General features: G+C 59.0%; 22 protein-coding genes and 1 tRNA gene. 18 read left to right on the top strand and 5 right to left on the bottom strand.

Translation table 11 applies throughout. The annotated features are described in order from the left end of the window. Window positions 1–6: 6 nt before the first annotated feature. From P0111_17060 to P0111_17070, 3 genes are all read right to left on the bottom strand, one after another. The gene (locus tag P0111_17060; GenBank protein ID MDF0645739.1) at window positions 7–1,518 is read right to left on the bottom strand and encodes a leucyl aminopeptidase; all 1,512 of its coding nucleotides are present in this window, start codon (window positions 1,516–1,518) and stop codon (window positions 7–9) included. 70 nt (window positions 1,519–1,588) lie between these two features. Next, a complete protein-coding gene (gene queE, locus P0111_17065) occupies window positions 1,589–2,254 on the bottom strand; it encodes a 7-carboxy-7-deazaguanine synthase QueE (protein MDF0645740.1) in 666 nt (221 codons plus the stop codon). A gap of 8 nt (window positions 2,255–2,262) precedes the next feature. Continuing rightward, the gene (locus P0111_17070; protein MDF0645741.1) at window positions 2,263–2,952 is read right to left on the bottom strand and encodes an HAD-IB family hydrolase; all 690 of its coding nucleotides are present in this window, start codon (window positions 2,950–2,952) and stop codon (window positions 2,263–2,265) included. A gap of 351 nt (window positions 2,953–3,303) precedes the next feature. Between P0111_17070 and P0111_17075 the strand changes: the two genes are divergently transcribed. From P0111_17075 to P0111_17085, 3 genes are all read left to right on the top strand, one after another. After that, window positions 3,304–3,387, top strand: a tRNA-Leu gene (locus P0111_17075). A 234-nt stretch (window positions 3,388–3,621) separates the two neighbouring features. Further along, a complete protein-coding gene (locus tag P0111_17080; protein ID MDF0645742.1) occupies window positions 3,622–3,993 on the top strand; it encodes a response regulator in 372 nt (123 codons plus the stop codon). Window positions 3,994–4,077: 84 nt separating this feature from the next. After that, a complete protein-coding gene (locus P0111_17085) occupies window positions 4,078–4,503 on the top strand; it encodes a hypothetical protein (GenBank protein ID MDF0645743.1) in 426 nt (141 codons plus the stop codon). Here the strand turns inward: P0111_17085 and priA are convergent, their stop codons facing one another. Together priA and P0111_17095 are read right to left on the bottom strand one after the other, a co-directional pair. Next, window positions 4,504–6,804: a primosomal protein N' gene (gene priA / locus P0111_17090; protein MDF0645744.1), complete on the bottom strand. Its 2,301-nt coding sequence runs from the start codon at window positions 6,802–6,804 to the stop codon at window positions 4,504–4,506. It lies immediately after the preceding gene. Window positions 6,805–6,904: 100 nt separating this feature from the next. Continuing rightward, a complete protein-coding gene (locus tag P0111_17095) occupies window positions 6,905–8,452 on the bottom strand; it encodes an OmpA family protein (GenBank protein MDF0645745.1) in 1,548 nt (515 codons plus the stop codon). A gap of 521 nt (window positions 8,453–8,973) precedes the next feature. Here P0111_17095 and ndhC point away from each other — a divergent pair. The 15 genes from ndhC to P0111_17170 all read left to right on the top strand — a co-directional run bounded on the left by ndhC (window position 8,974) and on the right by P0111_17170 (window position 26,511). After that, window positions 8,974–9,357 (top strand): NADH-quinone oxidoreductase subunit A, encoded by a 384-nt coding sequence (ndhC, locus tag P0111_17100; GenBank protein ID MDF0645746.1) that lies wholly within the window; start codon window positions 8,974–8,976, stop codon window positions 9,355–9,357. Further along, window positions 9,348–9,875 carry an NADH-quinone oxidoreductase subunit B gene (locus P0111_17105; GenBank protein MDF0645747.1) on the top strand — a complete coding sequence of 176 codons (528 nt, stop codon included), beginning with the start codon at window positions 9,348–9,350 and terminating at the stop codon, window positions 9,873–9,875. Before ndhC ends, P0111_17105 begins: the two co-directional genes overlap by 10 nt. Window positions 9,876–9,884: 9 nt before the next feature. Continuing rightward, entirely contained in the window at window positions 9,885–10,388 is a 504-nt protein-coding gene (locus tag P0111_17110; protein ID MDF0645748.1) for an NADH-quinone oxidoreductase subunit C, read from the top strand. A gap of 14 nt (window positions 10,389–10,402) precedes the next feature. Then, a complete protein-coding gene (gene nuoD, locus P0111_17115) occupies window positions 10,403–11,647 on the top strand; it encodes an NADH dehydrogenase (quinone) subunit D (GenBank protein ID MDF0645749.1) in 1,245 nt (414 codons plus the stop codon). A gap of 100 nt (window positions 11,648–11,747) precedes the next feature. Then, window positions 11,748–14,435: a molybdopterin-dependent oxidoreductase gene (locus tag P0111_17120; GenBank protein ID MDF0645750.1), complete on the top strand. Its 2,688-nt coding sequence runs from the start codon at window positions 11,748–11,750 to the stop codon at window positions 14,433–14,435. Between the two features lie 18 nt (window positions 14,436–14,453). Beyond that, window positions 14,454–15,041, top strand: a complete 588-nt coding sequence (gene nuoI, locus P0111_17125) for an NADH-quinone oxidoreductase subunit NuoI (GenBank protein ID MDF0645751.1) — start codon at window positions 14,454–14,456, stop codon at window positions 15,039–15,041. Between the two features lie 8 nt (window positions 15,042–15,049). Further along, on the top strand, window positions 15,050–15,577 hold the full coding sequence (locus tag P0111_17130; GenBank protein MDF0645752.1) for an NADH-quinone oxidoreductase subunit J: 528 nt from the start codon (window positions 15,050–15,052) through the stop codon (window positions 15,575–15,577). Window positions 15,578–15,648: 71 nt separating this feature from the next. Further along, window positions 15,649–15,951 (top strand): NADH-quinone oxidoreductase subunit NuoK, encoded by a 303-nt coding sequence (gene nuoK, locus P0111_17135; protein MDF0645753.1) that lies wholly within the window; start codon window positions 15,649–15,651, stop codon window positions 15,949–15,951. Window positions 15,952–16,079: 128 nt separating this feature from the next. Then, complete coding sequence (nuoL, locus tag P0111_17140; GenBank protein MDF0645754.1) at window positions 16,080–18,044, top strand: NADH-quinone oxidoreductase subunit L; 1,965 nt, start codon at window positions 16,080–16,082, stop codon at window positions 18,042–18,044. A 9-nt stretch (window positions 18,045–18,053) separates the two neighbouring features. Next, the gene (locus P0111_17145) at window positions 18,054–19,613 is read left to right on the top strand and encodes an NADH-quinone oxidoreductase subunit M (protein ID MDF0645755.1); all 1,560 of its coding nucleotides are present in this window, start codon (window positions 18,054–18,056) and stop codon (window positions 19,611–19,613) included. Window positions 19,614–19,617: 4 nt separating this feature from the next. Then, window positions 19,618–21,306, top strand: a complete 1,689-nt coding sequence (locus tag P0111_17150) for an NADH-quinone oxidoreductase subunit M (protein ID MDF0645756.1) — start codon at window positions 19,618–19,620, stop codon at window positions 21,304–21,306. Continuing rightward, window positions 21,303–22,805: an NADH-quinone oxidoreductase subunit N gene (locus P0111_17155; GenBank protein ID MDF0645757.1), complete on the top strand. Its 1,503-nt coding sequence runs from the start codon at window positions 21,303–21,305 to the stop codon at window positions 22,803–22,805. Before P0111_17150 ends, P0111_17155 begins: the two co-directional genes overlap by 4 nt. A 218-nt stretch (window positions 22,806–23,023) precedes the next feature. Then, the gene (locus tag P0111_17160) at window positions 23,024–24,424 is read left to right on the top strand and encodes an ATP-binding protein (GenBank protein ID MDF0645758.1); all 1,401 of its coding nucleotides are present in this window, start codon (window positions 23,024–23,026) and stop codon (window positions 24,422–24,424) included. Further along, on the top strand, window positions 24,424–24,879 hold the full coding sequence (locus tag P0111_17165) for a response regulator (GenBank protein ID MDF0645759.1): 456 nt from the start codon (window positions 24,424–24,426) through the stop codon (window positions 24,877–24,879). Before P0111_17160 ends, P0111_17165 begins: the two co-directional genes overlap by 1 nt. 18 nt (window positions 24,880–24,897) lie before the next feature. Next, window positions 24,898–26,511, top strand: a complete 1,614-nt coding sequence (locus tag P0111_17170; GenBank protein ID MDF0645760.1) for a response regulator — start codon at window positions 24,898–24,900, stop codon at window positions 26,509–26,511. The last annotated feature ends 24 nt before the right edge of the window (window positions 26,512–26,535 follow it).

The following is a 26,535-nucleotide window of genomic DNA, read 5'->3' on the forward strand; positions in this document are numbered from 1 at the left end:
ACCACGCTACAAACTCCGATCGATCAGATACTGAATCAGCAGCCTCGTGCCGATGCCCGTCGGACCCTTGGAAATATAGGCCCGCTCCCGCTCGCTCCAATCGGTGCTCGCAATATCGAGGTGCACCCACGGATAGTCGCCCACGAATTTGCTTAGGAACAGCGCGGCGGTGATCATGCCTCCTCCGCGGCCTCCGATATTCCGCATGTCCGCGACATCGCTCCGCAGCTGCTCAAAATACTCTTCCCACAGCGGCATCTCCCAGACGCGTTCGCCCGACGTCAGGCCGGACTTCCGCACCTGCTCCTTCAGCCTGGCGTCCGTTCCGAACATGCCGATGGCGAATTGGCCGAGAGCCACGACACAGGCGCCCGTGAGGGTTGCGATATCGACCAGGGCTGCGGGATTGTAGCGCTGGGCATAGAAGAGCGCGTCGGAGAGAATGAGCCGCCCTTCCGCGTCGGTATTTTGCACTTCGACGGTCTTGCCCGAGAGCGTTTTCACGATGTCGCCCGGCTTCATCGCTCGCCCTCCCGGCATGTTCTCCGCCACCGGTAGAATACTGATAAGCCGAAGCGGCAGCTTCAGGCGAGCGGCTGCCCTGACTGCCGCCAGCACCTCGGCGCCGCCGGTCATGTCCGCTTTCATGTGCTCCATGTTCTCGGCCGGCTTCAGCGAGATCCCTCCCGTATCGAACGTGATGGTCTTTCCGACGAACACGACCGGACGCTCATCCTTTTTCCTGGCCCGATTGTATTCCAGAATGAGGAATTTCGGCGGCTCGTGACTGCCCCGGGCCACGCCCAGCAGCGCCCCCATACCAAGTTGCTTCATGTCCTTCTGCTCAAGCATCTTGAGCGTAAGATGCTCCTGCTTGGCGATCGCTTTGGCTTCGTCGGCGATGCGCGTCGGGGTCATGACGTTGGAGGGATGATTGCACAGGTCGCGGACGAACATCGTGGCCTCCGCCGTAGCAAGACCCCGGCGGACGCCTTCGGCACTCTGACGCACCTGACTCTTTTGCGGCACGAGCAGGGTCATGAAACCGATGTCTCTTGCGTCGGTATCCTCGGTGCGGTATGTCATAAACTGATACCCGCCGAGAACGGCGCCTTCCGTCATGGCCTGAGTGATCTCCACCGCAGAGTGTCCCTTGGGCGTCGCCGTCGGATAGCAGACCGTGAACGCATCCACTTTCGCTTGGCGCGCACGTTTAGCCGCGTGCCCCATCGCCTGTCGCAGGGTGTCCAGCGTCAGAGACTTTTTCTTTCCCAATCCGATCAAGAGCAGGCGTCTTGCCGGCACCTTGCCTTGCGTGTGAAACAGCATCGTTTCGCCCGTCCGACCCTCGAACTCTCCGCTCCGGAGGAGACCTTGCAGCGAGCCGCCGAGCGCCTTATCGATCGCGCCTGCATCCTGCTTGGCCAAGGCTTCCCCTTCACAATGCGTCAGGACCAGGACCTCGACCGACTCGGACTCGGGCCGCCCCGCGTTGATCTGAACCTGCATCAGCTTCATGACCCTCCCCTTCTTGCGGTTGCTTGAGCGTGAGATTCCGGCCGCCAGACCGACGGCCAGAACCGGTTTCTTAGACGCCGCGCGCGTCCGGTGCCCAAATGAACTTGTGGAGTTGCAGCTGGAACCGAACCGGCAACCGGTCCGTCAAGATCCATTCAGCGAGCTGTCGTGGTTCAAGGCTCTCGAAGACCGGACTCATGAGCACCGGGCACAATCCTGCCAGACCATACCGCTCGATGATCCCGACCGCCCAGTCGTAGTCGTGCCGGCCGGCGATCACGAATTTGACTTCGTCCTTTGCGCTCAACCGCGTCAGGTTCTGCCACCACATCCGTTCCGTCATCCCGCTTCCCGGACACTTCACATCGAGGATCACGTGCGCACGGCGGTCAACCGGCGAAGTATCGATGGCGCCGCTGGTTTCAATCAGCACCGTGTAGTCCGCCTCACACAATGACTCGATAAGCTGGAGGGCTTGGGATTGCGCCAGAGGCTCTCCCCCGGTGATTTCGACGAGTCTGCACCCGTATGACTTGACGGTGGTCAACACGTCGGCAACGGACATCTCTTCTCCTCCATGAAATGCGTATGCCGTGTCGCACCACGTGCAACGGAGGGGACAGCCGGTCAGCCGTACAAAGACGCAGGGCTGCCCTGCGTAGGTGGATTCCCCTTGGATACTGTGGAAGATCTCGGTGATTCGCATGCCGAACGTTCCGTTCTGGAGATCGCTCACGCGCGCCTCTACCGCCAGCGCACGATCGGCCAGTGATGTTGCACGGCGACCGTGCCCATCCCGCAGATGGGGTTAACGACCGTCGGATGGCCGACCGCTCTGAGTATCTCAAGATCTCCCGCACTATCGCCATCGGCGAAGCAGGACCCTAAGTCGACATCCAACTCGGCAGCCAGCCTTTGAATGACTGCTCGCTTCTCTTCGCCGTAGGGCAGGGCAGCCACCAATCGGCCCGTATAGAGTCCTTCGACCTGCTCAGGTACTGCCGCAATAGATCGATCGATGCGGAGCACCTCCGCAATGGGTTGAACGAGGAAATCCAGCGAGCCGGTGATGAGAACGATCCGGTGCCCGGCGCGACGATGTTCTTCCATCCGCCTCATCCCAGCGACCACCACGACGGGGCAGATCTCCTCGCGACAGAACTCCTCTCCCAGCGGCCCAATCACTTGGGTCGGTTTACCGGTGAGATACAACTTGTGCTCCCGGAGAGGCTGGAGCGACGGCGCGGGCAAATGCCGGAGGAGCCATCCTGCGCTGGTCCTCAATTCCGGCCACCCGACGACCTTCCACCTCCAGAGGGACCGGAAGAATCGCACCTCGGTGGCCTCGCCAGGCAGCAAGGTGTTGTCCAAATCAAAAAACGCGGCGACCTGAGTCCCGGTCCGAGATCGGGAAAGCATATGAGCGGGCGGCATTGATGAGTCGTCCTGAGTCGGATGATCCGAAAGGTGTGCACAGAACCCATTCGAGACGTGCGGGCCGATTCTACCGAACGTTCCGTTCGTTGACAAGAATTTTGGGCTCCTCCTATAATGCCGCTCCCTCTGAGTCGGATGGCCACCCGCTGCGTGTCGCGAGGAGCAGGATGTTCAAACGGGCCGGCGACTAGACGTCAGTCAGCGAGAGCCAAGTGCTCAGGCATGCACAAAATGCCCGTAGAACAACGCCGCAGGGAGCCTGCGAATGAGGCGTAGGAGGGATGTTACGTCCCAGTGAAACAGGCGACCGAAAAGGACGTTGAAGGGCATTTTCAGTGTGCCTTTAGTGCCGAAGTGGTGGAATGGCAGACACGCACGTTTGAGGGGCGTGTGGCGAAAGCCGTGCGGGTTCAAGTCCCGCCTTCGGCACCAACATCATCTTCTCTCAAGTTGTGACGCCGGCTGACACAAGACTGGGCGGCTCGTTTCATCGGTCACCTGCTCCCGGTTTCACGTCCAAAGCCTGCATCAAGCGGACCTCTCCACGTGAAAGACGCCAATTGTTTGCCCTCCCACACAGCGGATGCTAGAGTGATCCATGAAACGTACACGACCGAAATGAGTCGTGTCGGGGCGGATATGACCATAAAGCGAACGGGGAGCGCTATGCCTTCCATTCTGATCGTTGACGATGAGCACCAGATTCGCCAACTGATTCGAACGACGTTTGAAGAAGCCGGATATCGCGTCGCAGAGGCCAGCAACGGACGAGACGCGCTTGAGCAGTACCGCCTTCAACCCGCGGACGTCGTGATTACGGATATCTTAATGCCCGATCAAGATGGCTTGGAGTGCATTACCGTCTTGCGACGCGAATCGCCAAGCGTGAAGATCATCGCCATTACCGGCGGCAGCGACATGATCGGAGTCCTTGGATTTCTGGACGTCGCAAAAATGCTGGGCGCGCACAGCACGCTGCAAAAACCCTTTGAGATGAAAGCTCTACTGGACGCAGCTGAATCCGCGCTCCTTGCCTGAAGATTCCGTTATACTCGGCCCGCCCCGCGTTGACAAAACCGTCCCCCACACTCACACTGGAACAAACCGGACACATGCTACGGTATGAACCAGTTCCGGGTCCAACTCATCAACGCGTTCGCAGGCAGTACCGTCGTGGCCATCGGCGCCTGGCTGGCGTGGGCTCAACTCTCGCCTGTCGGAGGAGGTATCATCTTTGCCGTCTCTCTTGGATTTCTGGCACGGAGAGGTAGAACCATCACCACGATTTGGGCCTGGGTCACCTTGCTGTTGGGAATCGAGAGCTTCCTCTGGCCGATCGTCACAATGCAGCAAATCAGTTCCACAACCTCTCAGCCCTCCGACGAGCAGCTGGGCGTGCTGCTCTCCGCCGCGCTCATGGGCATTCTCTCCGCAGCGTTTTGGTTGGCCTTTTCCTACGGATTGTTTAAACGATCGGCAACACCGGCCGTGGGATCCGTCGGAGACGCGCCTCCGGCCGTGCGCGCTGCTTCCCGAAAGAAACGCTGATCACCACATCTCGACGGGATCCACATCGACGTCGAATTTGACGGCATGACTCGGATGGGCGTCCTCGACGAGTTCAAGACTCTGCCGCACCAACCGCACGCCCTGTTCCCGCCAGGCAGACTTGACCAAAATCTGGCGTCGATGCCGCCCGCGAATGTTGGGTCCAGGAGGCGTAACCGGCCCGAGTACGGCATCCTCACCAAAACCGGTTGGTCGCACCGTATCCGACATGATCAGAGACGCCCGGAGCCGGTCGACCAGATCACACGCGGCCTTCTCGACAAGGTTCCGATCCCTTCCTGACACGTAAAGCCCGATCAAGTGAACGGCCGGCGGATACCGGAGCGCTCTTCGATGGCGAAGTTCTTCGGCGGAGAATATCGTCTCATCCTCGTGAACGACGGCCTGAATGGAATGATGGGACGGCAGGTGAGACTGGATCACGACGCGTCCCCCGTCTTTGGCCGGGCGGGCCAGCGCCGCGGCCCCCCAGAGCATATGATAGCTGCGCTCGGCTGCTCGGAAATCGGGAAGATTGAGACTGGCGTCGGCATAAAGGACACCGACAAGACCGACCAGAGGCACGGCATAGTCCCGAAGGACCAGTTGCGTCCCAATGAGAACATCCCACTGACGGTCCTGAATGACTTTCCACCCTGCGATCGCCTGTGACGGCTTCCGCATGGTGTCCCCATCAGCCCGAACCACCCGTGCACCGGGAAACAGGCAGCCGACTTCTTCCTCAACACGTTCAGTCCCATCACCGATCGGCTGCAGATCATGCCCGGAACAGACAGGGCAGGTGCTCGGAGGAGCCGTAGATGTTCCACAATACGAACACAGCAACCGCCCGGTCCGCCTGGAATAGCCTAGTGCAATCCGGCAGGATGCGCATCGTGGCACTTGGCCGCAATCGCGACACACAAGCGCGTTCGCATAGCCCTTGCGATTGAGGAAGAGCAGGACACCGGATCGGCGGTCGATTGCCTCGCGCATCGCGTCAAGCAACGGCGGAGTCAAGAGCGTACGTTTGCCGAAAGACCGGAGATCGACAACCTCGACGTTCGGCCTCGATCCCACCGGCGGCGCCTGGCGGATGACAGTACCCGCGTCGCTCATGGGACTGGCGACATCCAGCGGGACCTGAGAACAGCCGAGAATCAGGACACCTTGACTCTCCTCAATACGCAGGCGCGCCACCTCCCGGGCGTGATAGCGCGGCTCCTGCGGTTCCTTAAGCGACGTATCGCCATCGGCCTCGACCCAAATCATTCCCAAGGACGAGAACGGAAGAAACACGGCTGACCTGGTTCCCAACACGACCTGCGGTGTCGGCTCCTTCACTCGACGCCACACCTCCGCCCGCGTCTCATCGGATAAAGCCGAATGCAGGCAGGCGGCAACGGTGATTCCCCGCTTGGTGAGCCTGTCGGCCAACCACCGCGCTCGATCCGTTTCTCCGACCAATACCAGGACCGACCGTCCGCCGGTGACCGTTCGATGAATGGCCCGGCATAGATATTCCACACGGTCCGCGAGGGATGTCTGGAGAATAAACGTGTCCGATTGACCGCTCTCGAGCGCCGCGCGCAGGCGCGACTCGAAGGCACGAGACGTATTGTCATCCGCAAACGAATGCTCCCCGAGGGGAAACGAACCGGATACCGTCGTCTGACCCAATTCAACCGGAGGAGAACCGACGGGATCGGATCGTACCTGAAGCTCAGCGACCCAACCTTTCTTGACGAAGTCCTCCACGATTCGTCTTTGTGATGGGGCGCTGTGTTTCAACAGGGTGGTCATCCTGAGCCCCGTCGGCTTCTTTCGCAACCGTTCGAGCAGGTAACGAGGCTCGTCTCCAAGAGATCCTGTTCTCAGTGCCTCGCGGCCCGATATGGTCAATCTGAGGCAGCGACTCCGCTGCTTGCTGCCGCCAGGAGGAGGTTGGACCAACCTCAAGCATTGCCCCAACGGGGCGACATAGTGGTCTGCCACACGCCTCGCAAGCTCAAGCAGCTCAAGCGGAATTTCATTGAGTCCGTCGGCCGTGGTGGCGGAACTGATTTCTTTGAGTCGTTCCCGGCTTACTCCCACCGGAAGGTGCTCATCGATCGAGATCACAGTGCCTTTGAGCTGACTCCGTCCAAACGGCACGTGAACACAGTGCCCGACTCGAAGGATCGGCCGTAGATGCGCGGGCACCAGATAGGTAAATGAACTCCGGATGTGGCGGGGGACGACGATCTCCGCGTAAAGATGCGGAGCAGGAACGGGCAACTTCGCAGGCGAAGCGTCTCGCATGACTCATTGTAGCAGCAGAAGAAATGGGCGGACAACGGAAGGGCGACGACGGAGGGGCACGCGTATGCATGCCCCTCCGTCTCATAATGAACTGAACGAGTTAGGGTTGAAGGGGAACGGACGCTTCGGCAGTCTGTTCCTGACCGATCGCTTCCGACGTCTCCGTCGCTTTGTCCGCGGTGAGTTGAGCAGCTCCGACCCGCTCGGCAACAGTACCAGTGGCGCTTGGCTGCGGGGTCGGGGCTCGGTCGGCAGAAGCCATCGAGACCTCCGGTTTTTCCAACGGTAGAGCACCGACCTTCTCCGCACGTTCTTCTACAACCGGGCCCCGTGCCTGCTCGGGGAGAGTCGCATCGGACTCCGGAAGGTACAGCACGATATCCACCCGGCGATTCTTTTGTCGACCGACGTCTGTGGCATTGCTCACCAGAGGTTTCGTATCGCCGTATCCCACGGACGAGATCCTTACCGAGTCAATCCCCCCCCTCTCCACGAGGTAGCGCAGCACACCGCTTGCGCGAGCCTTCGAAAGATCCCAGTTGGTCGGATATCGCGATTTCAGGGCGGGGCCGATTTCCATATTGTCGGCATGGCCTTCCACACGAATGAGCTGGTCCGCAGGTGCAGTTTTCAGATGCTCGGCGAGCGCATCGAGTACCTTATAGCCCTCCGGCCTGATCGTAGCCTCGCCCGACTCGTACCGCAACTGCCTCATGAGATCGCTGAGGGTGATGCGTGTCTCGCGCGACACGGACTGAACGTTCCGAGCCTCCTCCCGAACCGCCTCTGTGGTCTGTGGGCTGTTGGTCCCGTGATGGGCCGCGCTCAGCGACTGCAATTTTTGCGGGGTCGGCATGGAGACGGGAACGGCTTCTCCCTCCGGTGGCTTGACGAAGAATCGGTCACCGGGCAGAATTCGTGAGGTCGATCGCGTGACCAAGGCGGCCGAGGTTCGCGCCTCCGTCGAGAGAATCTTGATCTCTCCAACCGCCCTCGGCGGCAAATTCCCGCCCGAGCGAATGACTTCCATGGAATCACCAGGCCGCACTCCGTCGTTGCTGCCTCGGTCGACATAGACGATGTTGCGTTGCGCAACCAAGGTCATGGCCTTGTCGGCCTGTAGCTCGACTACCATCCCGTTGACATCGCCGGACGACGGGAGTGAAGCCGGCTCCGGCTCGGTCGGCAGCACAAACCGCACCACCGGATCACCGGGAGATACCGCACCGTAGGCTCGGATCGCCCGCACCGTGGTGAGCGTCTTGTCGGTCCGTACGACTTCGACGATGGCCAGACGAATGACCAGGTATCCAAGATACTCCCTCGTCACCGGATGGAAAACCTTGCGGGCTTTCTTGAATACCGTATAGAGATCGCCGACCGCCGCAGTTCCGGGATTTTTCAGCCGCAGATAGAGGGTATCCCGTAATCCCAATTGCATCCGATCACCGGTCGTCTGATTGTCCCCTGTAGTGACATTCACCACCCCGTCCTGCGGACTAGTCTGCTGGATCGAGCCGGCGGCGAAGGCGAGCGCCGCTTCTCCGAATCGAATCACGTCCAGATCATCCGCCCAGGCCACAACGGGTGCAAGGATCATCACGCTGAGGAGGAACGGCAATGCGGTGCGAGTGAAATAGATGCTCATGGGTCGTCCTTCTTGTTGGAAACCAATGCTCTTGAGAGAACCTTAGCAAACAGTCCCAGATTGTCAAGAATATTGCAGACTTGTCCAACGATTGACCCGACATCAAACCCGGTGGTAAGGTCCCGCGAGAATGAAGCAGGCGGCACAGGGTTGAGGACGATGTCCGCACTTCCCCACCAAGTTCAGGGGCGATCCCGGCGCTCTCCCATTGAGACGCAGATCCATCGGCGAAAGAACGCCCTGGCCTTGTCTCCTCTGGAAACGGAATGGGACCGTGCAGATCCAGCCAAGCCACCCCACCTTCGAATGGCCTCAGTTTTGATGGTATCGCAGCCGAAGCCGTTGAAACAGCCTCCCGCTTCGCTGAGGGACCTCGACGAGATCCAGCGGAATCCCGAACCTCTCTCCTAGGACTTTTGGGGTCAGACTCCGCTAGGTCCTTTGTACGCTTGCTATCTCTGCGATCCGCCGTCTAAGATCCTCCATTCTGGCGCAACTCAAGGTGTTGAAAGGTCATTTCGATGAGTGGCATTGAGTTACTCCTCGAGTATCTGACGAAGTATTTTCCGATTCTGCTTTTCATTTTTATCGCGTTGGCGTTCGGCGTCGTGACGCTGCTGCTCAGTTACTTGGTTCAACCCAAGTATCCTGAACCGGAGAAACTCTCGACCTACGAATGCGGGTCGGAACCCTTTTCGGACGCCCGCATGCCCTTTCCGGTCCGCTACTACATCTTTGCGATGCTCTTCGTGATTTTCGACATTGAGGTGATCTTTTTATATCCCTGGGCCGTGACGTTCGAGAAGCTCGGCCTGATCGGGCTGGTCGAAATGCTGATTTTCATCGCCTTGTTTGTGGTGGCCTACGTCTATGCGTGGCGCAAGGGAGCGCTCGAATGGGACTGATTCAACTGGGCCGACAGGAAAAGGACGGGGCACCGGACGTCATTACGACGACGGTGGAAAAGGCGGTGAATTGGGCCCGCAAAGGCTCCCTTTGGCCGATGACGTTCGGCCTGGCGTGCTGCGCCATCGAGATGATCGCGGCCGTGTCCTCGCGCTATGACATGGACCGCTACGGCGCCGGTGTGTTTCGTGCCTCTCCGAGGCAATCAGATCTCATGATCGTGGCCGGGACCGTCTGCCGCCGGATGGCTCCGGTCATTCGGAAGATTTACGACCAGATGCCGGAGCCCAAGTACGTGATCGCCATGGGGTCATGCGCAACGTCCGGCAACATTTACGACAGCTACAGCGTGGTGCAGGGAGTCGATCGGTTCGTACCGGTGGATATTTATGTGCCAGGCTGCCCCCCCACTCCTGAAGCCCTCTTCGACGGAATCTTGAAATTGCAAGACCGGATCATGCAGAAGCGGGTGTTCTTGAAGCAGCCTGAGCAGGTCAAGCCGCGCGTCAAGGCGTAAAGAGCGTCCATGTCTCTCCAGCAAATATCGAATCGCATTCAAGAGAATTTCAGCGAGGCGGTCATTCAAGCCGTCGAATGGCGGGGAGATTTGGCGGTGACGGTCAGTCGGGAACGGCTTCATGAGGTCGCGCAGTTCCTACACGACGATCCCGCAATGGACTTCGACTACATCGTTCATGTCAGTTCCGTCGATTGGCCGGACGACGAGTTGCGTTTTGAAGTCGTGTACGAGTTCTATTCTATCCGCAAGTGCCACAGAATCAGGCTCAAGACGCGCGTGGCGGAATCGGACTGCGTCGTGGACTCGCTGACTGATATTTGGAAAGGCGCAGACTTCATGGAACGGGAGGTGTACGACATGATGGGGATCCGATTTCGTCGGCATCCCGACCTTCGCCGCATCCTCATGCCGGACGACTATACCGAAGGCTATCCTCTACGGAAAGACTTTCCGCTCCGGGGGAAAGGATGGCGCGACACGTTTGATTTCCTGGACGAGACGGCGCGTTAAGGACCTGTCGAACCATGGCTTTTGAAGATCAACGCACCACGGTGTACAAAGTTGATCCGGCACACCCGGAAAGCGAATCCCTGCCGACGCTCCGCACGGAGGAGCTGCTGCTCAACATGGGTCCGCAGCATCCGAGCACGCACGGGGTGCTGAAAGTCATCCTCGAATTGGAAGGGGAGCGGCTGGTGAAGTCGACCCCGGTGATGGGGTTTCTCCACCGGGGCGTTGAGAAGCTGGCGGAGGAGGGCACCTATCATCAGTTCATCCCCCACACCGATCGGCTCGACTACGTCTGCGCGATGTACAACAATTTCGCTTACTGCCGTGCGGTCGAAAAACTCATGAACATCACCGTACCGGAGCGGGCCGAGTATCTCCGCACCATCGTGGCGGAAGTCCAGCGGATCATCGGTCACCAATTCTGGCTCGGTACGCAGGCGCTCGACATCGGCGCCATGACCGTGTTCTTTTATTGCTTTCGGGATCGGGAAATCCTGCTGGATTGGTTTGATGAACTGTGCGGGGCTCGACTGACGACCAGCTGGTATCGTATCGGCGGAGTCGAACGGGATTTTACGCCCTCGCTGCTGGCCAAACTGAAGCAGTTCTTGGACTATTTCCCTCCCAAGATCGATGAATACATCGTATTCCTGGAAAAGAATCGAATCTGGCTGGCCCGGACGAAAGGCGTCGCCGTGATCTCCGCAGAGGATGCGGTCAACTTCGGGCTGAGCGGGCCGACGCTCCGAGGCTCGGGGGTGGACTATGACCTGCGCAAGGCTGAACCCTATTCGGCCTATCCGAAATGCGAGTTCAACGTACCGCTCGGCAAGAATGGAGATACCTACGACCGGTACTGGATCCGCGTCATGGAGCTTTACGAAAGCGTGAAGATCATCCGGCAATGCTTGGAACAGCTGCAGGAGGGGCCGATCATGGCCGACGTCCCCAGCGTGACCTTGCCGCCGAAGGAACGGGTCTTCACGAATTTGGAGTCCATGATTCAACAATTCAAGCTCTTTTCGCAGGGATTCAACGCTCCGCCTGGAGAGATCTACTGCGGGACCGAAGCCCATAAGGGAGAATTGGGCTTCTATATCGTCAGTACGGGTGGTGGAAAGCCCTACAGGCTGAAGATCCGCGCTCCCTCGTTCATTCACATGGGCGCGTTCGATCACATGTCGAGGGGATACATGATCGCGGACGCGATTACGCTCTTCGGTACGTACGACATCGTTATGGGAGAGTGCGATCGATGAGAGCTGCCGAGTGCTGGGTGCGATGGGCCGAGCGTAGGACAACACGGCGCGAAGCACGGGGCTCAGAACTCAGCACTCATGACTCAGCACTGGGGAACCTATGGGACTGAAACCGGCCACAAATCCAGAAGTTGAAGCTGCGACCATCGAGCTGAGCATCGACGGCAAGATCGTCAGCGCTAAAGACGGTGTGTCGCTCTATGACGTCATCGCGAGCACCGGCAAGATCGTGCCGGCGATGTGCTACCACTACACCTTCGATCCGTTCGGCTCCTGCGGAATGTGCTTGGTCATGCAGGAAGGCAAGAAGGCTCCGGTTCGCTCCTGTACGGCCAAAGCGGCGGCCGGCATGATCATCCGGACCGAAGGAGACGACCTGTTTCAGGCCAGAAAGAAAGCCGTCGAGAAACATCTTTCGGTTCATCCGCTCGACTGTCCGGTCTGCGATGCCGACGGACATTGCGAATTGCAGGACATGGCGTTTCTCCATGGGGTCACGAATTTGCCCAACGCCAAACAGAAATTTATCCCCGAAGACACCCGCAGCCTGGTGCTCGACTTCAACATGAATCGCTGCATCGCCTGCGCCGAATGCATCAACGTCTGCAAGGACGTGCTGATGATCGATGCGCTGCAGTTCATGAAAAAAGGCGGCTTCAACCAGGTGGTGGCGAAGGGAGATCTCCCGCTGTCCTGCGAATTCTGCGGGGACTGCCTCGCCGTCTGTCCCGTCGGCGCCATCACCAACAAATTCTCCAAGTATCTGTACAAGCCCTGGCAGATGAAGAAGACGACCACGACCTGCAACTACTGCGGCGACGGCTGCCAGATCCAGGTGGAGACGAAGGATTCGGAAGTCGTTCGCGTAACTTCCCCTCTGTCGTGGAAAAACAAATGGGGTGATCGAGCCGATACCTCGAAGGGGCACGGCGGCATCTGCGTCAAAGGACGGTTCGGCTTCGAATATATCGACTCGCCAGCCCGGCTGAAGCAACCGCTGCTTCGCAAGGAGGGTCAACTGGTCGAGGTACCCTGGCTGGAGGCCATGCACTCGACCGTCGACCGGTTCGTCGAGATCAGAAAGAAGCATGGGTCCGATTCCATTGCCGGGCTGATCACCGCTCGCTGCACGAACGAAGAACTGTATCTGTTTCAGAAGCTCATGCGGGTCGGGTTCCGCACCAACAACCTCGACAGCAGTGCTCGCTACGGCCATATGAATTTCGTTCGCGCCGCCAAACACGCCTTGGGCCTCGGACGCACGCCGAACGATTGGGAAGATCTGACCAAAGCGAAAGCGGTCGTCATCATCGGCTCGAACCTGACGGAGACCAATCCACTCACCGCGGTCAGGATCAAGGAGGCGATCCGCGTCTACAAGGCGCAGATCATGGTGTTTGACTCTCGCATCACCAACATCGGCAAGCTGGCCTCGCACCCCCATCTGATCACGCCGGGCACCGAAGGGTTGGTCGTCGATGGACTCGTCAAGGCGGCCATCGATCTCGATCTCGTGGACGAAGAAGCCGTCGCCTCCCATCCACAGGCGTTCACCGCGCTGAAGGCGGCGCTCGCGAGTTGCTCGTTGGAGCGCTTGGCGTCTAAGACCGGCCTCACCGTCGACGCGTTCAAGGAGGCGGCCGCAATCTTTGCCGAATCGCCGCGAGCGATCCTCCTCTGTGCCGAGGGCATCGTGCGTCAACCGGACGGCTACCAAAACGTTCTGAAGCTGATCGACCTGGCCTGGATCACCGGAAAACTGGGCAAGGCCGGCTGCGGCGTGAATACCGTGACGGAGGAGGTGAACGAGCAAGGGGCGGCGGATATGGGTGTGGCACCGGAGTTCCTGCCCGGGCTCATCGGTTTTGAGGATGAGGCGATGCGCGATCGGCTGGCCAAGGCCTGGGACGTGACACTCCCGGCCGTCGGGACGGGCGCAAACTTGGTCGAGATTCTGAAGCGTTGCCGAAGCGGCCAGATCCGCGCTCTGTACGTGGTGGGTGAAAATCCTCTAGCCACGCTGCCGGCCTCCCTCGAGGTCAAGACGGCATTGGAGCGGCTGGACCTCCTCGTGGTCCAGGATCCGTTCCTAACCGACACCGCTGGCCTGGCGCATGTCGTCCTTCCGTCAGCGACCTACGCCGAAAAAGACGGCACCTTCACCAATCTGGAAGGGCGAGTGTTGCGTGTTCGGCAGGCGATGGATGCCATCGGAGAAAGCGTGCCCGATTGGCATATCATGTCCGCTCTGGCAAACGGCTTGGGATGCCGGTGGGAATACGAGTCGGCCAACGACATTCAAGGCGAAATCATGAAGCTCCTGCCCGGATATTACAACCTAGGCCAACCTCGCAGGATCGTTCCGACCGCGGATCGCTATCTCTCAAACGGTTACGGCAGCGCCGTCGCGGCGCGCTACAAGACGCCGCTCGCGGATTCCAAACGCCCATTCACATTGCTCATGGGCCAAGTGCTCTATCATTCCGGCAAACTGTCCACCGCGGCGCCGGGGCTGATCAAGATCGCGCCCAACACGCGTCGCATCGGGATGAACCCATCAGACATGGAACGCCTCGGCTTGAGCGACGGCGGCACGGTCCGCCTGACCTCGGATCATGGCACACTGAAAATCGGCGTCCAGCGAGACCACACACTTGCGCCGGGAACCTGCTTCTTCCCCGAGCACTTCAATGATCCGCCCGTGAAGGATCTCATGGCCGTTCATGTGGATCCCGTCACCGGCGTGCCCTCGTTCAAGCAGACGCGGGTCACGATCGAAGCGGTCTAGCCCGGAACGGAGACGAACATGAGCGTGGGCACACTGACAAAAAAAGTTCTTCAGGCGGCGCTCTTCTATGAGATCTGGGATGCGATGAAAGTCACGTTCAAGCACATGTTCCACAAACCCATCACCTTCCAGTATCCCCGGGAGCAACGGGCGATTCCCGACACGCACCGGGGAGCGCTAGGCTTGTTACGCTACGACGACGGTCGCGAACGGTGCGTGGGTTGCGATTTGTGCGAAGCAGCCTGTCCCTCACGCTGCATCAAGGTCATTAGTTCAGAGGATGCCGAACGGCCCCTTCAACGCTACGCCAGCGAGTTTTACATCGACATTACCAAGTGCGTGTTTTGCGGATATTGCGTCGAGGCCTGTCCCGTCAACGCCTTGGCCATGACGAAGGTCTATGAGTTTTCTACGCACGACAAACGGACGCTCCTGTTCGACAAGAAACGCCTGTACGACATCGGCGAACGCCATCTGGACGACGCGAAGAAGTATCTTTATGCTCACAACCAGGAAAAGAACGTCGAAGGAAGCCGGGAGTATCGGTACTATTTCCCGCAATCCGTGGCCAAGCCCACGCAGTCGACGCCGAAGCATTTGAGTTGATTCCGACCATGATCTCAGTGTTCTTTGCCTATTTTGCGCTGATGAGCATCGCCGCCGGGGTGCTCACCGTGGCCCTCAAGAACCCCGTTCATTGCGGTCTCGCGCTCCTGGCTTTGCTTCTTCATGTCTCCGGTCTCTTCATCCTGCTCAATGCCGAGTTCTTATGGGCGGTGCAGGTGGTCGTGTACGCGGGGGCCATCCTGGTCCTGTATCTCTTTGTGTTGATGCTCCTGAACCTCAAGACGGAGGAACGGTACTTTCATACCTCCTCGACATACTTTCTGGCCCCGGCCCTTCTGGGCTCCCTCTACGTCCTCGCGCAGCTCTTTCACTCGCCCTTTGGCGGAGCCAAGGGCGATGCGCCGGCACAGGCGGTTCTCCAAGACGGAAACACGTTCGCGGTCGGGATCAAGATGTTCAGTGAGTACCTGTTGCAATTCGAAATTGTCGGCGTGTTTCTTCTGGGAGCCATAATCGGGGCCATTGTACTGGCAAAAACACCGAAGCCGATGGACGAGGAACGCAATGTTCACTGATGAATGGTGAGTGTTCAATTGAATCGATCGGTCACTCGGCATTGAGCATTCAACAGTAAAGATTGGTCTCTATGGTTCCTCTGTCCGCATACGTCGCCGTCAGCGCCATCCTGTTCATCACGGGATTGCTCGGCGTCCTGATCCGCCGAAACTTCATTATTGTTCTGATGGCCGTTGAAATCATGTTGAACGCGGCCAACATCAATCTTGTCGCCTTCTCGCATTATCTGGAGTCGATGGCCGGTCAGCTCGTCGCGCTCTTTGTCATCGCGATCGCTGCCGGCGAAGCGGCCGTCGGCCTCGCGATCATCATCGTGGTGTTCCGCGGAAAAATTTCGACCAATGTGGACGAAATGAATCTCTTAAAGTGGTAGCGCGCCCTGAAAACGCCTCAGGATCCTCGTTCCCTGCGGCCTCGCCCGGTGAACCGCGTGTCTTGGCGCGAGAGGGTGGCGGATGAGAAGACGAGCATCTTGAGCGCTTTCTAAGGTATCGGAGTAACGTGACCGAACTGCTGATTAAACTGATCCCGGTGTTTCCCCTCCTGGCGGCGATCGCCAACGGATTGGCCGGCACACGCTGGTCCCATGAACTGGCGCACCGGCTCGCGTGGGGCTCGGTGGGCCTCTCCTTCCTCTCGACGATCGGCGTGTTCATCGACGTCCTTCGCACCGGCGCCGCGCGAGAAATCGTGGCCTATCAGTGGATCTTCGGCGGCGACCTGACGATCAATCTGGCCTACCTCGTCGATCCCCTCACCTGCGTCATGCTGCTCGTGGTGACGGGCGTCGGCTTCCTGATCCATGTCTATTCCGTCGGCTACATGCACGGGGAGACCGGTTTCACCCGCTTCTTCACCTACATGAACCTCTTCATGGTGTCGATGATCCTCCTTGTGATGGGCAACAACTATGTGGTGCTCTTCATCGGGTGGGAAGGTGTAGGCCTCTGCTCCTACCTGCTGATCGGCTACTACTATGACAAGATCTCGGCCGCCAAGGCGGCTTCCAAAGCCTTCGTCGTCAACCGCATCGGCGATGCCGGCTTTCTCCTGGCGATTTTTCTGGTCTTCATCAACTTCCACACCTTGGACTATACCCAAGTCTTCCCACAGGTCAGCCAACTGTCTCCAGACATGGCCACGATCATCGCGCTGTGCCTGCTCGTGGGCGCCGTCGGAAAATCGGCTCAGATTCCGCTCTATACATGGCTTCCCGATGCGATGGAAGGTCCGACTCCAGTCAGCGCCCTCATCCATGCCGCCACCATGGTGACGGCCGGCGTGTATATGATCGTCCGCAATCACGCTATTTTCGACCTGTCGCCCACCGCAATGGGCATCGTGGGACTGATCGGCGGCGCCACAGCGCTGTTTGCCGCCACCATCGGGTTGGTGCAAACCGACATCAAGCGGGTGCTGGCCTATTCCACCGTCAGTCAGCTCGGCTATATGTTTCTCGGCTGCGGCATCGGCGCATACACCGCCGCCATCTTCCATCTCATGACGCACGCCTTTTTCAAAGCGCTGTTGTTTCTCTCCGCCGGGTCCGTCATCCACGCGCTGGGAGGGGAGCAGGACATCAGGAACATGGGAGGACTGAGCTCGAAGATTCCGTGGACCTACCGGCTCTTCCTCATCGGCACCATCGCCATCGCCGGAATCCCCCCGTTGGCCGGTTTTTGGAGCAAGGACGAGATCATGGCTCATGCCTTCACCCATCACCGGTACCTGCTGTACGGCATGGCGGCAGCCGGAGCTTTCCTGACAGCGTTCTACATGTTCCGCCTGACGTATCTGACCTTCTATGGCCGGTCACGGATGGATCATCACACCGAAGCACACATCCATGAGTCCCCGACGGTCATGATCGCCCCGCTGACCGTGCTCGGCGCGCTGTCGCTCGTCGGAGGATTCTTGGGGTTCCCTCCAGAACAGGGCTGGCTCCATCATTTCCTGGCTCCGGTCGTCGGCGTAGGCAGCGAGCATGAGGTGAGCACCGGTTTGGTGCTGACTCTGATGATGATCGCCACCGGGATCGCCTTTCTCGGCTGGGGTTTGGCCCATTATTTTTACGGCATCTCTCCGGCCACTCCGGACCGCTGGGCAACCAGGGTCGAGCCGGTCTATCGACTCCTGTTGAACAAATATTACGTCGACGAGATCTACGACCTGCTGATTGTCGAGCCGACCAAGAAGCTCGGGCTCCTGCTGGACTGGTTCGATCGTACCGTCATCGACGGCCTCGTGCGAGCCGTCGGCCAGCTCGCCGAACTGGGTGCCGCGGGATCGACATGGATCGAGAAGCACGTCATCTACGGCGGTCTCAACGTCATCGGATACGGCAATCATCTCCTCGCCAAGCAATGGCGCCAACTGCAAAGCGGCATGGTCCATCACTATGCCGCGATCATCGTGGCGGGGCTGTTCCTGCTGGCGCTGGTCGTGCAGTTCATCGTACAGCGGTAAATCACGAGCATGCTAGAAGAACTCTCATCCACGTTTCCCATCCTGTCCTGCATCCTCTTCTTTCCGCTCGTCGGCGCTGCCGTTCTGTGGCTGATCGACGACGAAGATATGCTGAGAACTTCGGCTCTCACGATCTCACTGGTCGAACTGGCCCTGACGATCTTCGTCATGGTGCGTTTCGTGCCGGACTCGGCGGCCATGCAATTCGTCGAACGGGTTCAGTGGATTCCAGCGCTCGGTATCAGCTACCACGTGGCGGTGGACGGCATCAGCATCTTGTTCGTCGGACTGACGGCCTTTTTGACCGCGCTGGTCGTCATCTACTCCTGGGACACGATCCGCCATCAAATGAAGCTCTACATGATGTCCCTGCTGGCGTTGGAAACCGCCACCATGGGTATTTTCATCTCCCTGGATCTCATCCTCTTTTTCGTCTTCTGGGAGCTCATGCTGATTCCGAGCTACTTCCTGATCAAGTTGTGGGGAGGAGGAGCCGAGCGCCACTATGCGGCTCTGAAGTACGTCCTGTATACCCTTCTGGGCAGCGTGTTCATGCTGGTCGGTATCGCCCTTCTGGACATCAACTACCACAATTGGGCAACCGTTCATCACATGGATCGCGTGTATTCCTTCGACTTTCTTGAACTGCTGACCGTTCCCATTCCTTTCAGCCAACAAGTGCTGATTTTCTGGCTGATGTTCCTCGGCTTCGCATTCAAAGCCCCGGTCTTTCCGTTTCACACCTGGCTGCCGGACGCCCTGTTGGAAGGTCCCGTGGGCATGGCCGTGATGCTGGCGGGCGTCAAACTGGGCACGTTCGGATTTTTGCGCTTCAGCATCCCGCTGCTCCCCGATGCGGCCATGAGCAAGACCGTGGTACTCGTGACCATGATCTTGGGACTGGCGGCCATCGTGTACGGGGCGATCATGGCGCTCGTCCAGTTCGATTTCCGGCGGCTTCTGGCCTACAGCAGCATCAGCCACCTTGGGTTTGTCGTGGTCGGGCTGTTCGCCCTGAATTATCAGGGACTCCAAGGCAGCCTGCTGACCATGATCAATTTGGGATTCAGTACGGCCGGCCTCTTCTTCATCGCCGGTTTTCTTTACACGAGGCAGCACACCACCCAATTGGCGGCATTCGGCGGGATGGCAAAACATACCCCGTTGCTGGCGTCGTTCTTTTTGCTGATCGGCCTTGCGTCGATCGGGCTGCCTGGCACGAACGGGTTCGTGGGAGAATTCCTCATCCTCTTGGGCACGTTCAAGGCCAATTGGATATACGGAGCGATCGCCGTGACCGGCGTCATCACCGGCGCCGCCTACTTTCTGTGGTATTACGAACGGGCGATCCTCGGACCCGTCGGCCAGGCGGTGAAGGATTCCATCGCCGATCTGCACCCTCGGGAAACGGTGATCGCCGTGTCCCTTTCCATCATGATTCTCTGGATCGGACTCTATCCGTCCCCATTTCTGCGCATGATGAATGGATCGGTGCAGGCCTTGGTCGATCGGCTCAATCACGCCACCGTTGCGGCTGCTGGAATCCCGCCGTACGAGAGGGTCGATTGACGCCATGAGCGACTACGCGCTGCTGTACATTCTCTTCGCGCCTTTTGCCGGTGCCATCGCACTGATCCTCGTCTCCAATCGCCAGGCCTTGCTCGTGCGGGGGATTGCGGCCTTCTCGGCCTTTGTGTCACTCCTAGTGTCCCTGTATGTCTTCTACGCCTATGATCCCATCGCGGGAGGCTTCCAATTCGTTCAAAAGTTCGAATGGTCCCGTCAGCTCGGCATCTCCTTGCATCTCGGCGTGGACGGGATCGGCACTCCCCTGGTACTTGCCTCGTCCATCCTGCTGTTCGCCGGCATCTTCGTGTCCTGGCACATCAAGGATCGGACGAAAGAGTTCTACATCTGGCTGCTGATCCTGGCCGCCGCCACCATCGGCGTGTTCATGTCCCTGGATCTCTTCTTCTTGTATTTCTTCTACGAAATGTCCGTGATCCCCATGTATCTGCTGCTCGGCATGTGGGGGAGCCACACCAAGAAATATCTCGAGATGACGGATGCCGACGGTCTGAAGCTCCGGGATTCTGTGGGGTTCATTTTCAACTTCGGCGCGAACAGCAAGGAATACGCAGCCATGAAACTGGTGCTGTTCCTCTCGGCGTTTGCGGTCGCCGCCTTGATGGGTATTCTCTTGATCTACAAGTACGCAGGACTGAATACCTTCGACATCCTGATGCTGCGCGAACAAGCCAAGCTTATGAACATCCCGGTTCTCGGAACGACACTGGACAAGATCATTTGGATTTTGATCTTCTTCGGATTTGCTTCAATCGCTCCGCTTTGGCCGTTGCACTCCTGGTCTCCGGTCGGCCATGCGGCCGCACCGGCCGCTACCAGCATGCTTCACGCCGGCGTCCTGATGAAGCTCGGACACTTCTCGATCATTCGGGTGGCGTTCGAAATTCTGCCTGAGACGACCCGCGAACTCATGCCGATCGCCGCAGTCCTGTGTGTCTTCAGCATCATGTACGGCGGCTTCGTGGCCTTTTATGCCAAGGACACGAAATATGTCATCGGCTATTCCAGCTCCAGCCACATGGGATATGTGTTCCTGGGCATGGCCGCATTGGATTACATCAGCCTCAGTGGGGCAGTGATCTACATGTTCGCCCACGCCATGGCCACCGGCATGCTCTTCGCCATGGCAGGCTGGGTCTACGATCAAACCCATACGCGCGACATTCCCTCCCTCGGCGGCTTGTCAAATCGCATGCCGTTCATCGCCGGCTGTTTTGTCGTCGGCTGCATGGCATCCATCGGCATGCCCGGCACCGTGAACTTCATCGCTGAGGTCATGATCATCGTGGGAAGCTGGAACAAATATCCCCTGCAAGTCATCATCGCCGTCGTCGGCATCGTTCTGACGCTCGCCTATCTCTTCAAGATGATGCGGGGGCTCTTCTACGGCCCGATGGACCAGAAGTACAGCCACTCGCATGATGCCATCGCGATGGTGGACCGCTTGCCTCTGTTGATCATGATCGCCGTCAGCGTGGGATTCGGGCTCTTCCCGATGCATCTGTATAACGTCGTGCGGTCCGGGGTCGATCCGCTCGTCGCCAGGGTCACGCGCGTCGTTCCGGTGGCTTCGGCACCTCCTGATGCCGTGCCCCTGTCCGCTCCCTCGATCGGTGATGCCACCACCCCGGCGCTCCCTCCTCTGGTACGTCGGAGTTCGGAGGTCGCACCATGACCTTTTCCTTGAACATGTCGTCGGCGGATCTACTTCTGCTGCTGCCCGAGATCATCCTGACCTGCTGGCTCTGTGTGCTGCTCATCGTGGATTTCTCGTTTCCCCGTTTGCCGAAAGAGCACCTGGCCTATTTGAGCATCGTCGGGCTCGGGGGCACACTGGCCTGCCTGGTCTGTTTCGACCTGTTTGGGGTCACCGGCACCCTCTTCTCGAACATGTTCGTGGTCGACCGCATGGCCTTGTTTTTCAAGATTTTCATCGTGGCTGCGACGATCCTGGTGATTCTGGCCTCGATCGAGTTCGTACACCGGTTCACATTTTTCCGCGGCGAATACTACTTCCTCGTCGCAATGTCGGCACTGGGCATGATGTTCATGGCCTCGGCCAACGACTTGCTTTCGGTCTTCGTCACGTTGGAATTCTCGACCTTCGGGTTCTACGTGCTGGTCTCCTACCTGCGCGAGGACGTGGCCTCCAACGAGGCCGGACTGAAGTTCTTCATCCTGGGAGTGTTTGCCGCCGGCCTGCTGGCTTACGGAATCAGCCTCGTCTACGGTGAAACCGGTAAGCTTGTCTTCTCTGATATGAAGTCCACCCAAGTCACACCGGGACTCATCATCGGGTTTCTGCTCATCTTCGGGGCCTTAGGGTTCAAGATCGGGGCGGTGCCGTTTCATTCTTGGATTCCCGACACGTATCACGGATCGCCGACACCGGTCACGGCGTTCCTGTCGATCGCTCCCAAAGGGGCGGCCTTCGCCATCTTGCTCCGCATGTTCTTCGTCGCGCTCGCCACATTCAAACCGACCTGGGTGTTGATCCTTGTGGCAGCCTCCGTCCTTTCCATGACGTACGGCAATATCGTGGCCATCGCTCAACGGAACATCAAGCGGCTTCTGGCCTACTCCGGCATCGCCCAGGTCGGCAACGTGTTGATCGGCCTGGCGGCCGGGACGAAAATGGGGAACGACGCGATCCTGTTCTACCTCTTGACCTATCTGTTCGCCAATCTCGGTGCCTTTGCCATCGTCATTGTGGTCAGCCAGGCCATCGGCAGTGAAGAAATCGACGACTACAGCGGCTTGGGCCGGCGCTCGCCGTTTCTGGCCTTTTCGATGCTGGTTTTCCTGCTGTCTCTAGCCGGTGTGCCGCCGTTGGCCGGGTTCATCGGCAAGCTCTATATTTTCGTCGCAGCCATCAAAGAAGGTCTGTACACCTTGATCACCGTGGGGCTGATCAACATCGTCATTTCCCTGTATTACTATTTGATCGTCGTCAAGAAGATGTACATCGTCGAACCCCACGATCCCTCACCGCTGACGGTGTCAGGTCCGATGAAGGCCGTCGTGTACATCGGGCTGGCCGGCACCCTCATCATCGGCGTGTATCCGCAGCCGGCCATCGATTGGGTGGTCTCGGCGACGATGATGTTCAGCGACCTGGCCGGTCCCGCTGCCTCGCTCCCCGCACCTCTCCCGGTCACCCCCTCGGGCGGCTGAGCCTCATCCGTGTCGGCAGCTGTATTTCGTTTCTTGACTGAAATATTGCTTGCAGCACACTCGGCCCCAGAGTAGAGTTCCGTAAGCTGGCGCCCCGTGCCCGTCCCGCTGACCGGCTTCGCTCAGCCATGGAATCAGCCACACAGGACCGCCCAACCTCCTTACCGATCGTTTCGCCTGATCCGTCAGACGCCCAACCGGCCTCGCCGAAGGTTCGCATGCCAGCCCGCCGGAGACTGCCGGCTTGGGCAACCCGGTGGTCGATCGAACAACGGGTGTTGGTCGGCTTCGGCCTCGTGTTTGCCGGCATCGTCGTCATCAGTGCCATTTCCTATCGCAATACCTCCGTTGTCGTCCGCAACAGCCAGCTCGACACCGCAAGTCACGAGCTCATCCAATTGCTGGCTTCCATCGGCCAAACCCTCGATGCCGCGGAGAACGGCCACCGTCGCTTTCTGGTGACGGGCGACGATTCCTATCTGAAAGCGCACCGCGCCGTCCTGGAACAGGCTCCGGAATATTTCCGCTATCTCGAATTACTCACCGCCGATACGCCGAAGCATGCGCCTCGCGTGGTACGGCTGGAGGAGCTGATCAATCGGCAAATCCAAACCGAAGTCGCGGCAATCGCAGAGCGTGAGCACCGCGGCGCGGAGAGCGTCCGGCATCTCGCCCTTTCCGGCGTCGCGAAGCACGAACTCTCCGAGATTCACGCCGTGATTGCCGAGCTTGAATCCGATGAACAACGCCTGACCCAAGCCCGAGTCGTCCAATCGACGGCGAGCACCCGCAATACCATCGCCCTGCTGGGCCTCGGCGCCCTGCTGCAATTGGTTCTCCTCGCTTCCGTCTACTACCTGATCCACTACGACGTGACGGCGCGCCGCCGCATTGCCGCCGAGCTCAAGCGCCGCGGCGAGCTCCTCCAAGCCGCCAACAAGGAACTGGAGGCCTTCAGCTACTCCGTGTCCCACGACCTCCGCGCCCCGCTTCGTCACATAGACGGCTATGCCTCGCTCCTGGCCAAGACGGCGGCGACGACGCTGACCGACAAGGCGCAGCGCTATCTCCAGACAATTTCAGATTCCGCCAAGCAGATGGGTCAGCTCATCGACGATCTTCTCGTGTTCTCCCGCATGGGCCGTCAGGAAATGCTACATGCCACGGTCGATCTCAATCAGCTGGTAAAGAGCGTCATTCATGATTTGCGGCTTGACTTGCAAGCCAAACCCATCTCCTGGACAATTGGCCCATTACCCGAGGTATCCGCCGATGCGGCCATGTTGAGACAGGTGTACATGAATCTCATTTCCAACGCCGTGAAGTTTACGTCGACGAGGAACGAGCCGAAGATTGAAATCGGCGCCCGGGACGGAGCGCCGGGGGAGGTCGAGTTGTTCGTGCGCGACAACGGGGTAGGATTCGACATGCAATACGTCAGCAAGCTCTTCGGAGTGTTCCAGCGGCTGCACCGAAACGATGAATTTGAAGGAACCGGCATCGGATTGGCCAATGTGCGACGGATCATCCATCGGCACGGAGGCCGGACCTGGGCGGACGGCGCCCTTGACCAGGGAGCCACCTTTCATTTCTCCCTCCCGCTCAAGAGGTCTGCCTGATGATTACCGTGAAACCCATCCTGCTCGCTGAAGACAATCCACGGGACGCGGAGCTGGCGCTCGCCGCCATGGAAGAGCACCACATCGCCGACAAGGTCGTCGTCTGCCACGATGGAGCCGAAGTGCTGGACTACCTGTATTGTCGCGGCTCCTATCGCGGGCGCCAACAGGGAAACCCGGCCGTCGTCTTCCTCGATCTCAAAATGCCGAAGATCGATGGGCTGCAAGTGTTGAGGACCATCAAGAACGACGCGGATCTCAAACCGATTCCGGTTGTGATGCTGACCTCGTCGAGAGAGGAACGCGACCTCGCCGAGAGCTACGCCCTGGGAGCCAACGCCTACGTGGTCAAACCGGTTGAGTTTCATCAATTCATCACGGCCGTCAAAGAGCTGGGAGTCTTCTGGGGGGTCATCAACGAGCCCCCGCCACCCGGCATTGAGTCTCGCTCCTAACCTCTCCGTAAAGGACAAGTGAACCAGCCGCTCCGTCTGCTGCATCTTGAGGATAATCCGGTCGACGCCGAGTTGGTCATCGCGACGTTAACCGAAGCAGGACTGACATGCGCTGCTCAGCGGGTGGATACCCGCACCACCTTCCTGGCCTCGCTCAAGACGGGAGCCATTGACCTGATCCTGGCGGATTACTCTCTGCCGGGATTTGACGGTATGAGCGCGCTGGCGCTGGCCCGCCAATATGCTCCGGAAGTTCCTTTTCTGTTTGTCTCCGCCTTGATCGGTGAAGAACTCGCGATTGAAGCGATGCATCAGGGAGCGACCGACTATGTGCTGAAGCAGCGCCTGAGGAGGCTGGCACCCTCCGTCCAACGGGCGCTAAGAGAGCGCGACGAACGCCGAGAGCGGCAACGGGCCGAACAGGCCCTCAGACAGAGCGAGAAGCAATTCCGGCAAGCGCAAAAGATGGAAGCCGTCGGACGCCTCGCGGGGGGCATCGCCCATGACTTCAACAATCTGCTGACCGTCATCATGGGATACAGTCATGTCCTGTCGGCTGATCTGGGATCGGACCATCCGCTGCACGGGAAGATCGATGAAACCCTCAGAGCCTGCGAACGGGCCGCCATGCTGATCCGCCAGCTTCTGACATTCAGCCGCAAGCAGCCCCTTGAACCGAAGCTTCTCGTCCTGAACGGCGTCATCACGAACCTCGAAGGCATGCTGCGACGGGTGATCGGCGCCGACATTCGGCTAGCCATCGCACTCGATCCTTGCAACAGCCAGGTCCGGGCCGATCAAGCCCAGTTGGAACAAGTGATGATGAACCTGGTCGTCAATGCAAGGGACGCAATGACCAACGGTGGGATTCTGACGATCGAGTCCGCTCTCGTGGACATCACGACAAGTCCCCCGTATCACGTACGGCCGCTGACTCCCGGGCCGTACGTCAGACTGTCGGTCAGCGACACAGGATGCGGCATGAATCGTCAGACACGGTCACATCTCTTCGAGCCGTTTTATACGACGAAAGAGGAGGGCAAGGGCAGCGGTCTGGGCCTGTCGACCGTCTTCGGGATCGTCACGCAATGCGGCGGTGCGATCGATGTCAGCAGCCGCCTGGGCCACGGCGCGAGATTCGACATCTATTTTCCCAACGTCCAGGGGGAAATCCTCTCACCGGCGCAGGAGGAACATGCTCCGCCCCGCCGTGGCACCGAAACACTCCTCCTGGTCGAGGACGATGCGAGCGTGCGGATACTGGTTCGCGACGAACTCAGAAAGCTGGGCTATCATGTGATCGAGTCGAAAAACGGCATCGAGGCCTGTTTACTCGCCAGCCAGCACGTCGGATCCTTGCACCTGCTGCTGACCGACATGATCATGCCCGGCATGGGTGGCCGGGAACTGGCAAACCACCTATTGGTCATCAAACCGGATCTACGTATCTTGTTCATGTCTGGCTACACGGACGACGTTGGGATTTTGTCCGGCCAAGAGGATGGAACCACGGCATTTCTACAGAAGCCGTTCACCCCAGAGGTCTTGGCTCAGACGGTACGCCAACTTCTCGATACGACCGTCCCCCGGCCAAAGGCCATGCCCGGGCGTGCGTCAGGACGGAGGCGGTAACGTTGGCAATAGTGTCATGCCCGC

This window comes from Nitrospira sp. (assembly GCA_029194535.1).
Taxonomy (GTDB): Bacteria; Nitrospirota; Nitrospiria; order Nitrospirales; family Nitrospiraceae; genus Nitrospira_C.

Excerpts from the sequence above, each read along its gene's own strand:
- ndhC (MDF0645746.1), top strand. The coding sequence starts at position 8,974 with ATGAGTGGCATTGAGTTACTCCTCGAGTATCTGACGAAGTATTTTCCG.
- P0111_17120 (MDF0645750.1), top strand. The coding sequence starts at position 11,748 with ATGGGACTGAAACCGGCCACAAATCCAGAAGTTGAAGCTGCGACCATC.
- nuoD (MDF0645749.1), top strand. The coding sequence starts at position 10,403 with ATGGCTTTTGAAGATCAACGCACCACGGTGTACAAAGTTGATCCGGCA.
- P0111_17085 (MDF0645743.1), top strand. The coding sequence starts at position 4,078 with ATGAACCAGTTCCGGGTCCAACTCATCAACGCGTTCGCAGGCAGTACC.
- P0111_17080 (MDF0645742.1), top strand. The coding sequence starts at position 3,622 with ATGCCTTCCATTCTGATCGTTGACGATGAGCACCAGATTCGCCAACTG.
- P0111_17130 (MDF0645752.1), top strand. The coding sequence starts at position 15,050 with ATGATCTCAGTGTTCTTTGCCTATTTTGCGCTGATGAGCATCGCCGCC.
- P0111_17165 (MDF0645759.1), top strand. The coding sequence starts at position 24,424 with ATGATTACCGTGAAACCCATCCTGCTCGCTGAAGACAATCCACGGGAC.
- P0111_17160 (MDF0645758.1), top strand. The coding sequence starts at position 23,024 with ATGCCAGCCCGCCGGAGACTGCCGGCTTGGGCAACCCGGTGGTCGATC.
- P0111_17060 (MDF0645739.1), bottom strand. The coding sequence starts at position 1,518 with ATGAAGCTGATGCAGGTTCAGATCAACGCGGGGCGGCCCGAGTCCGAG.
- P0111_17145 (MDF0645755.1), top strand. The coding sequence starts at position 18,054 with ATGCTAGAAGAACTCTCATCCACGTTTCCCATCCTGTCCTGCATCCTC.
- P0111_17095 (MDF0645745.1), bottom strand. The coding sequence starts at position 8,452 with ATGAGCATCTATTTCACTCGCACCGCATTGCCGTTCCTCCTCAGCGTG.
- P0111_17155 (MDF0645757.1), top strand. The coding sequence starts at position 21,303 with ATGACCTTTTCCTTGAACATGTCGTCGGCGGATCTACTTCTGCTGCTG.
- priA (MDF0645744.1), bottom strand. The coding sequence starts at position 6,804 with ATGCGAGACGCTTCGCCTGCGAAGTTGCCCGTTCCTGCTCCGCATCTT.
- P0111_17150 (MDF0645756.1), top strand. The coding sequence starts at position 19,618 with ATGAGCGACTACGCGCTGCTGTACATTCTCTTCGCGCCTTTTGCCGGT.
- nuoI (MDF0645751.1), top strand. The coding sequence starts at position 14,454 with ATGAGCGTGGGCACACTGACAAAAAAAGTTCTTCAGGCGGCGCTCTTC.
- P0111_17070 (MDF0645741.1), bottom strand. The coding sequence starts at position 2,952 with ATGCCGCCCGCTCATATGCTTTCCCGATCTCGGACCGGGACTCAGGTC.
- nuoK (MDF0645753.1), top strand. The coding sequence starts at position 15,649 with ATGGTTCCTCTGTCCGCATACGTCGCCGTCAGCGCCATCCTGTTCATC.
- P0111_17105 (MDF0645747.1), top strand. The coding sequence starts at position 9,348 with ATGGGACTGATTCAACTGGGCCGACAGGAAAAGGACGGGGCACCGGAC.
- P0111_17110 (MDF0645748.1), top strand. The coding sequence starts at position 9,885 with ATGTCTCTCCAGCAAATATCGAATCGCATTCAAGAGAATTTCAGCGAG.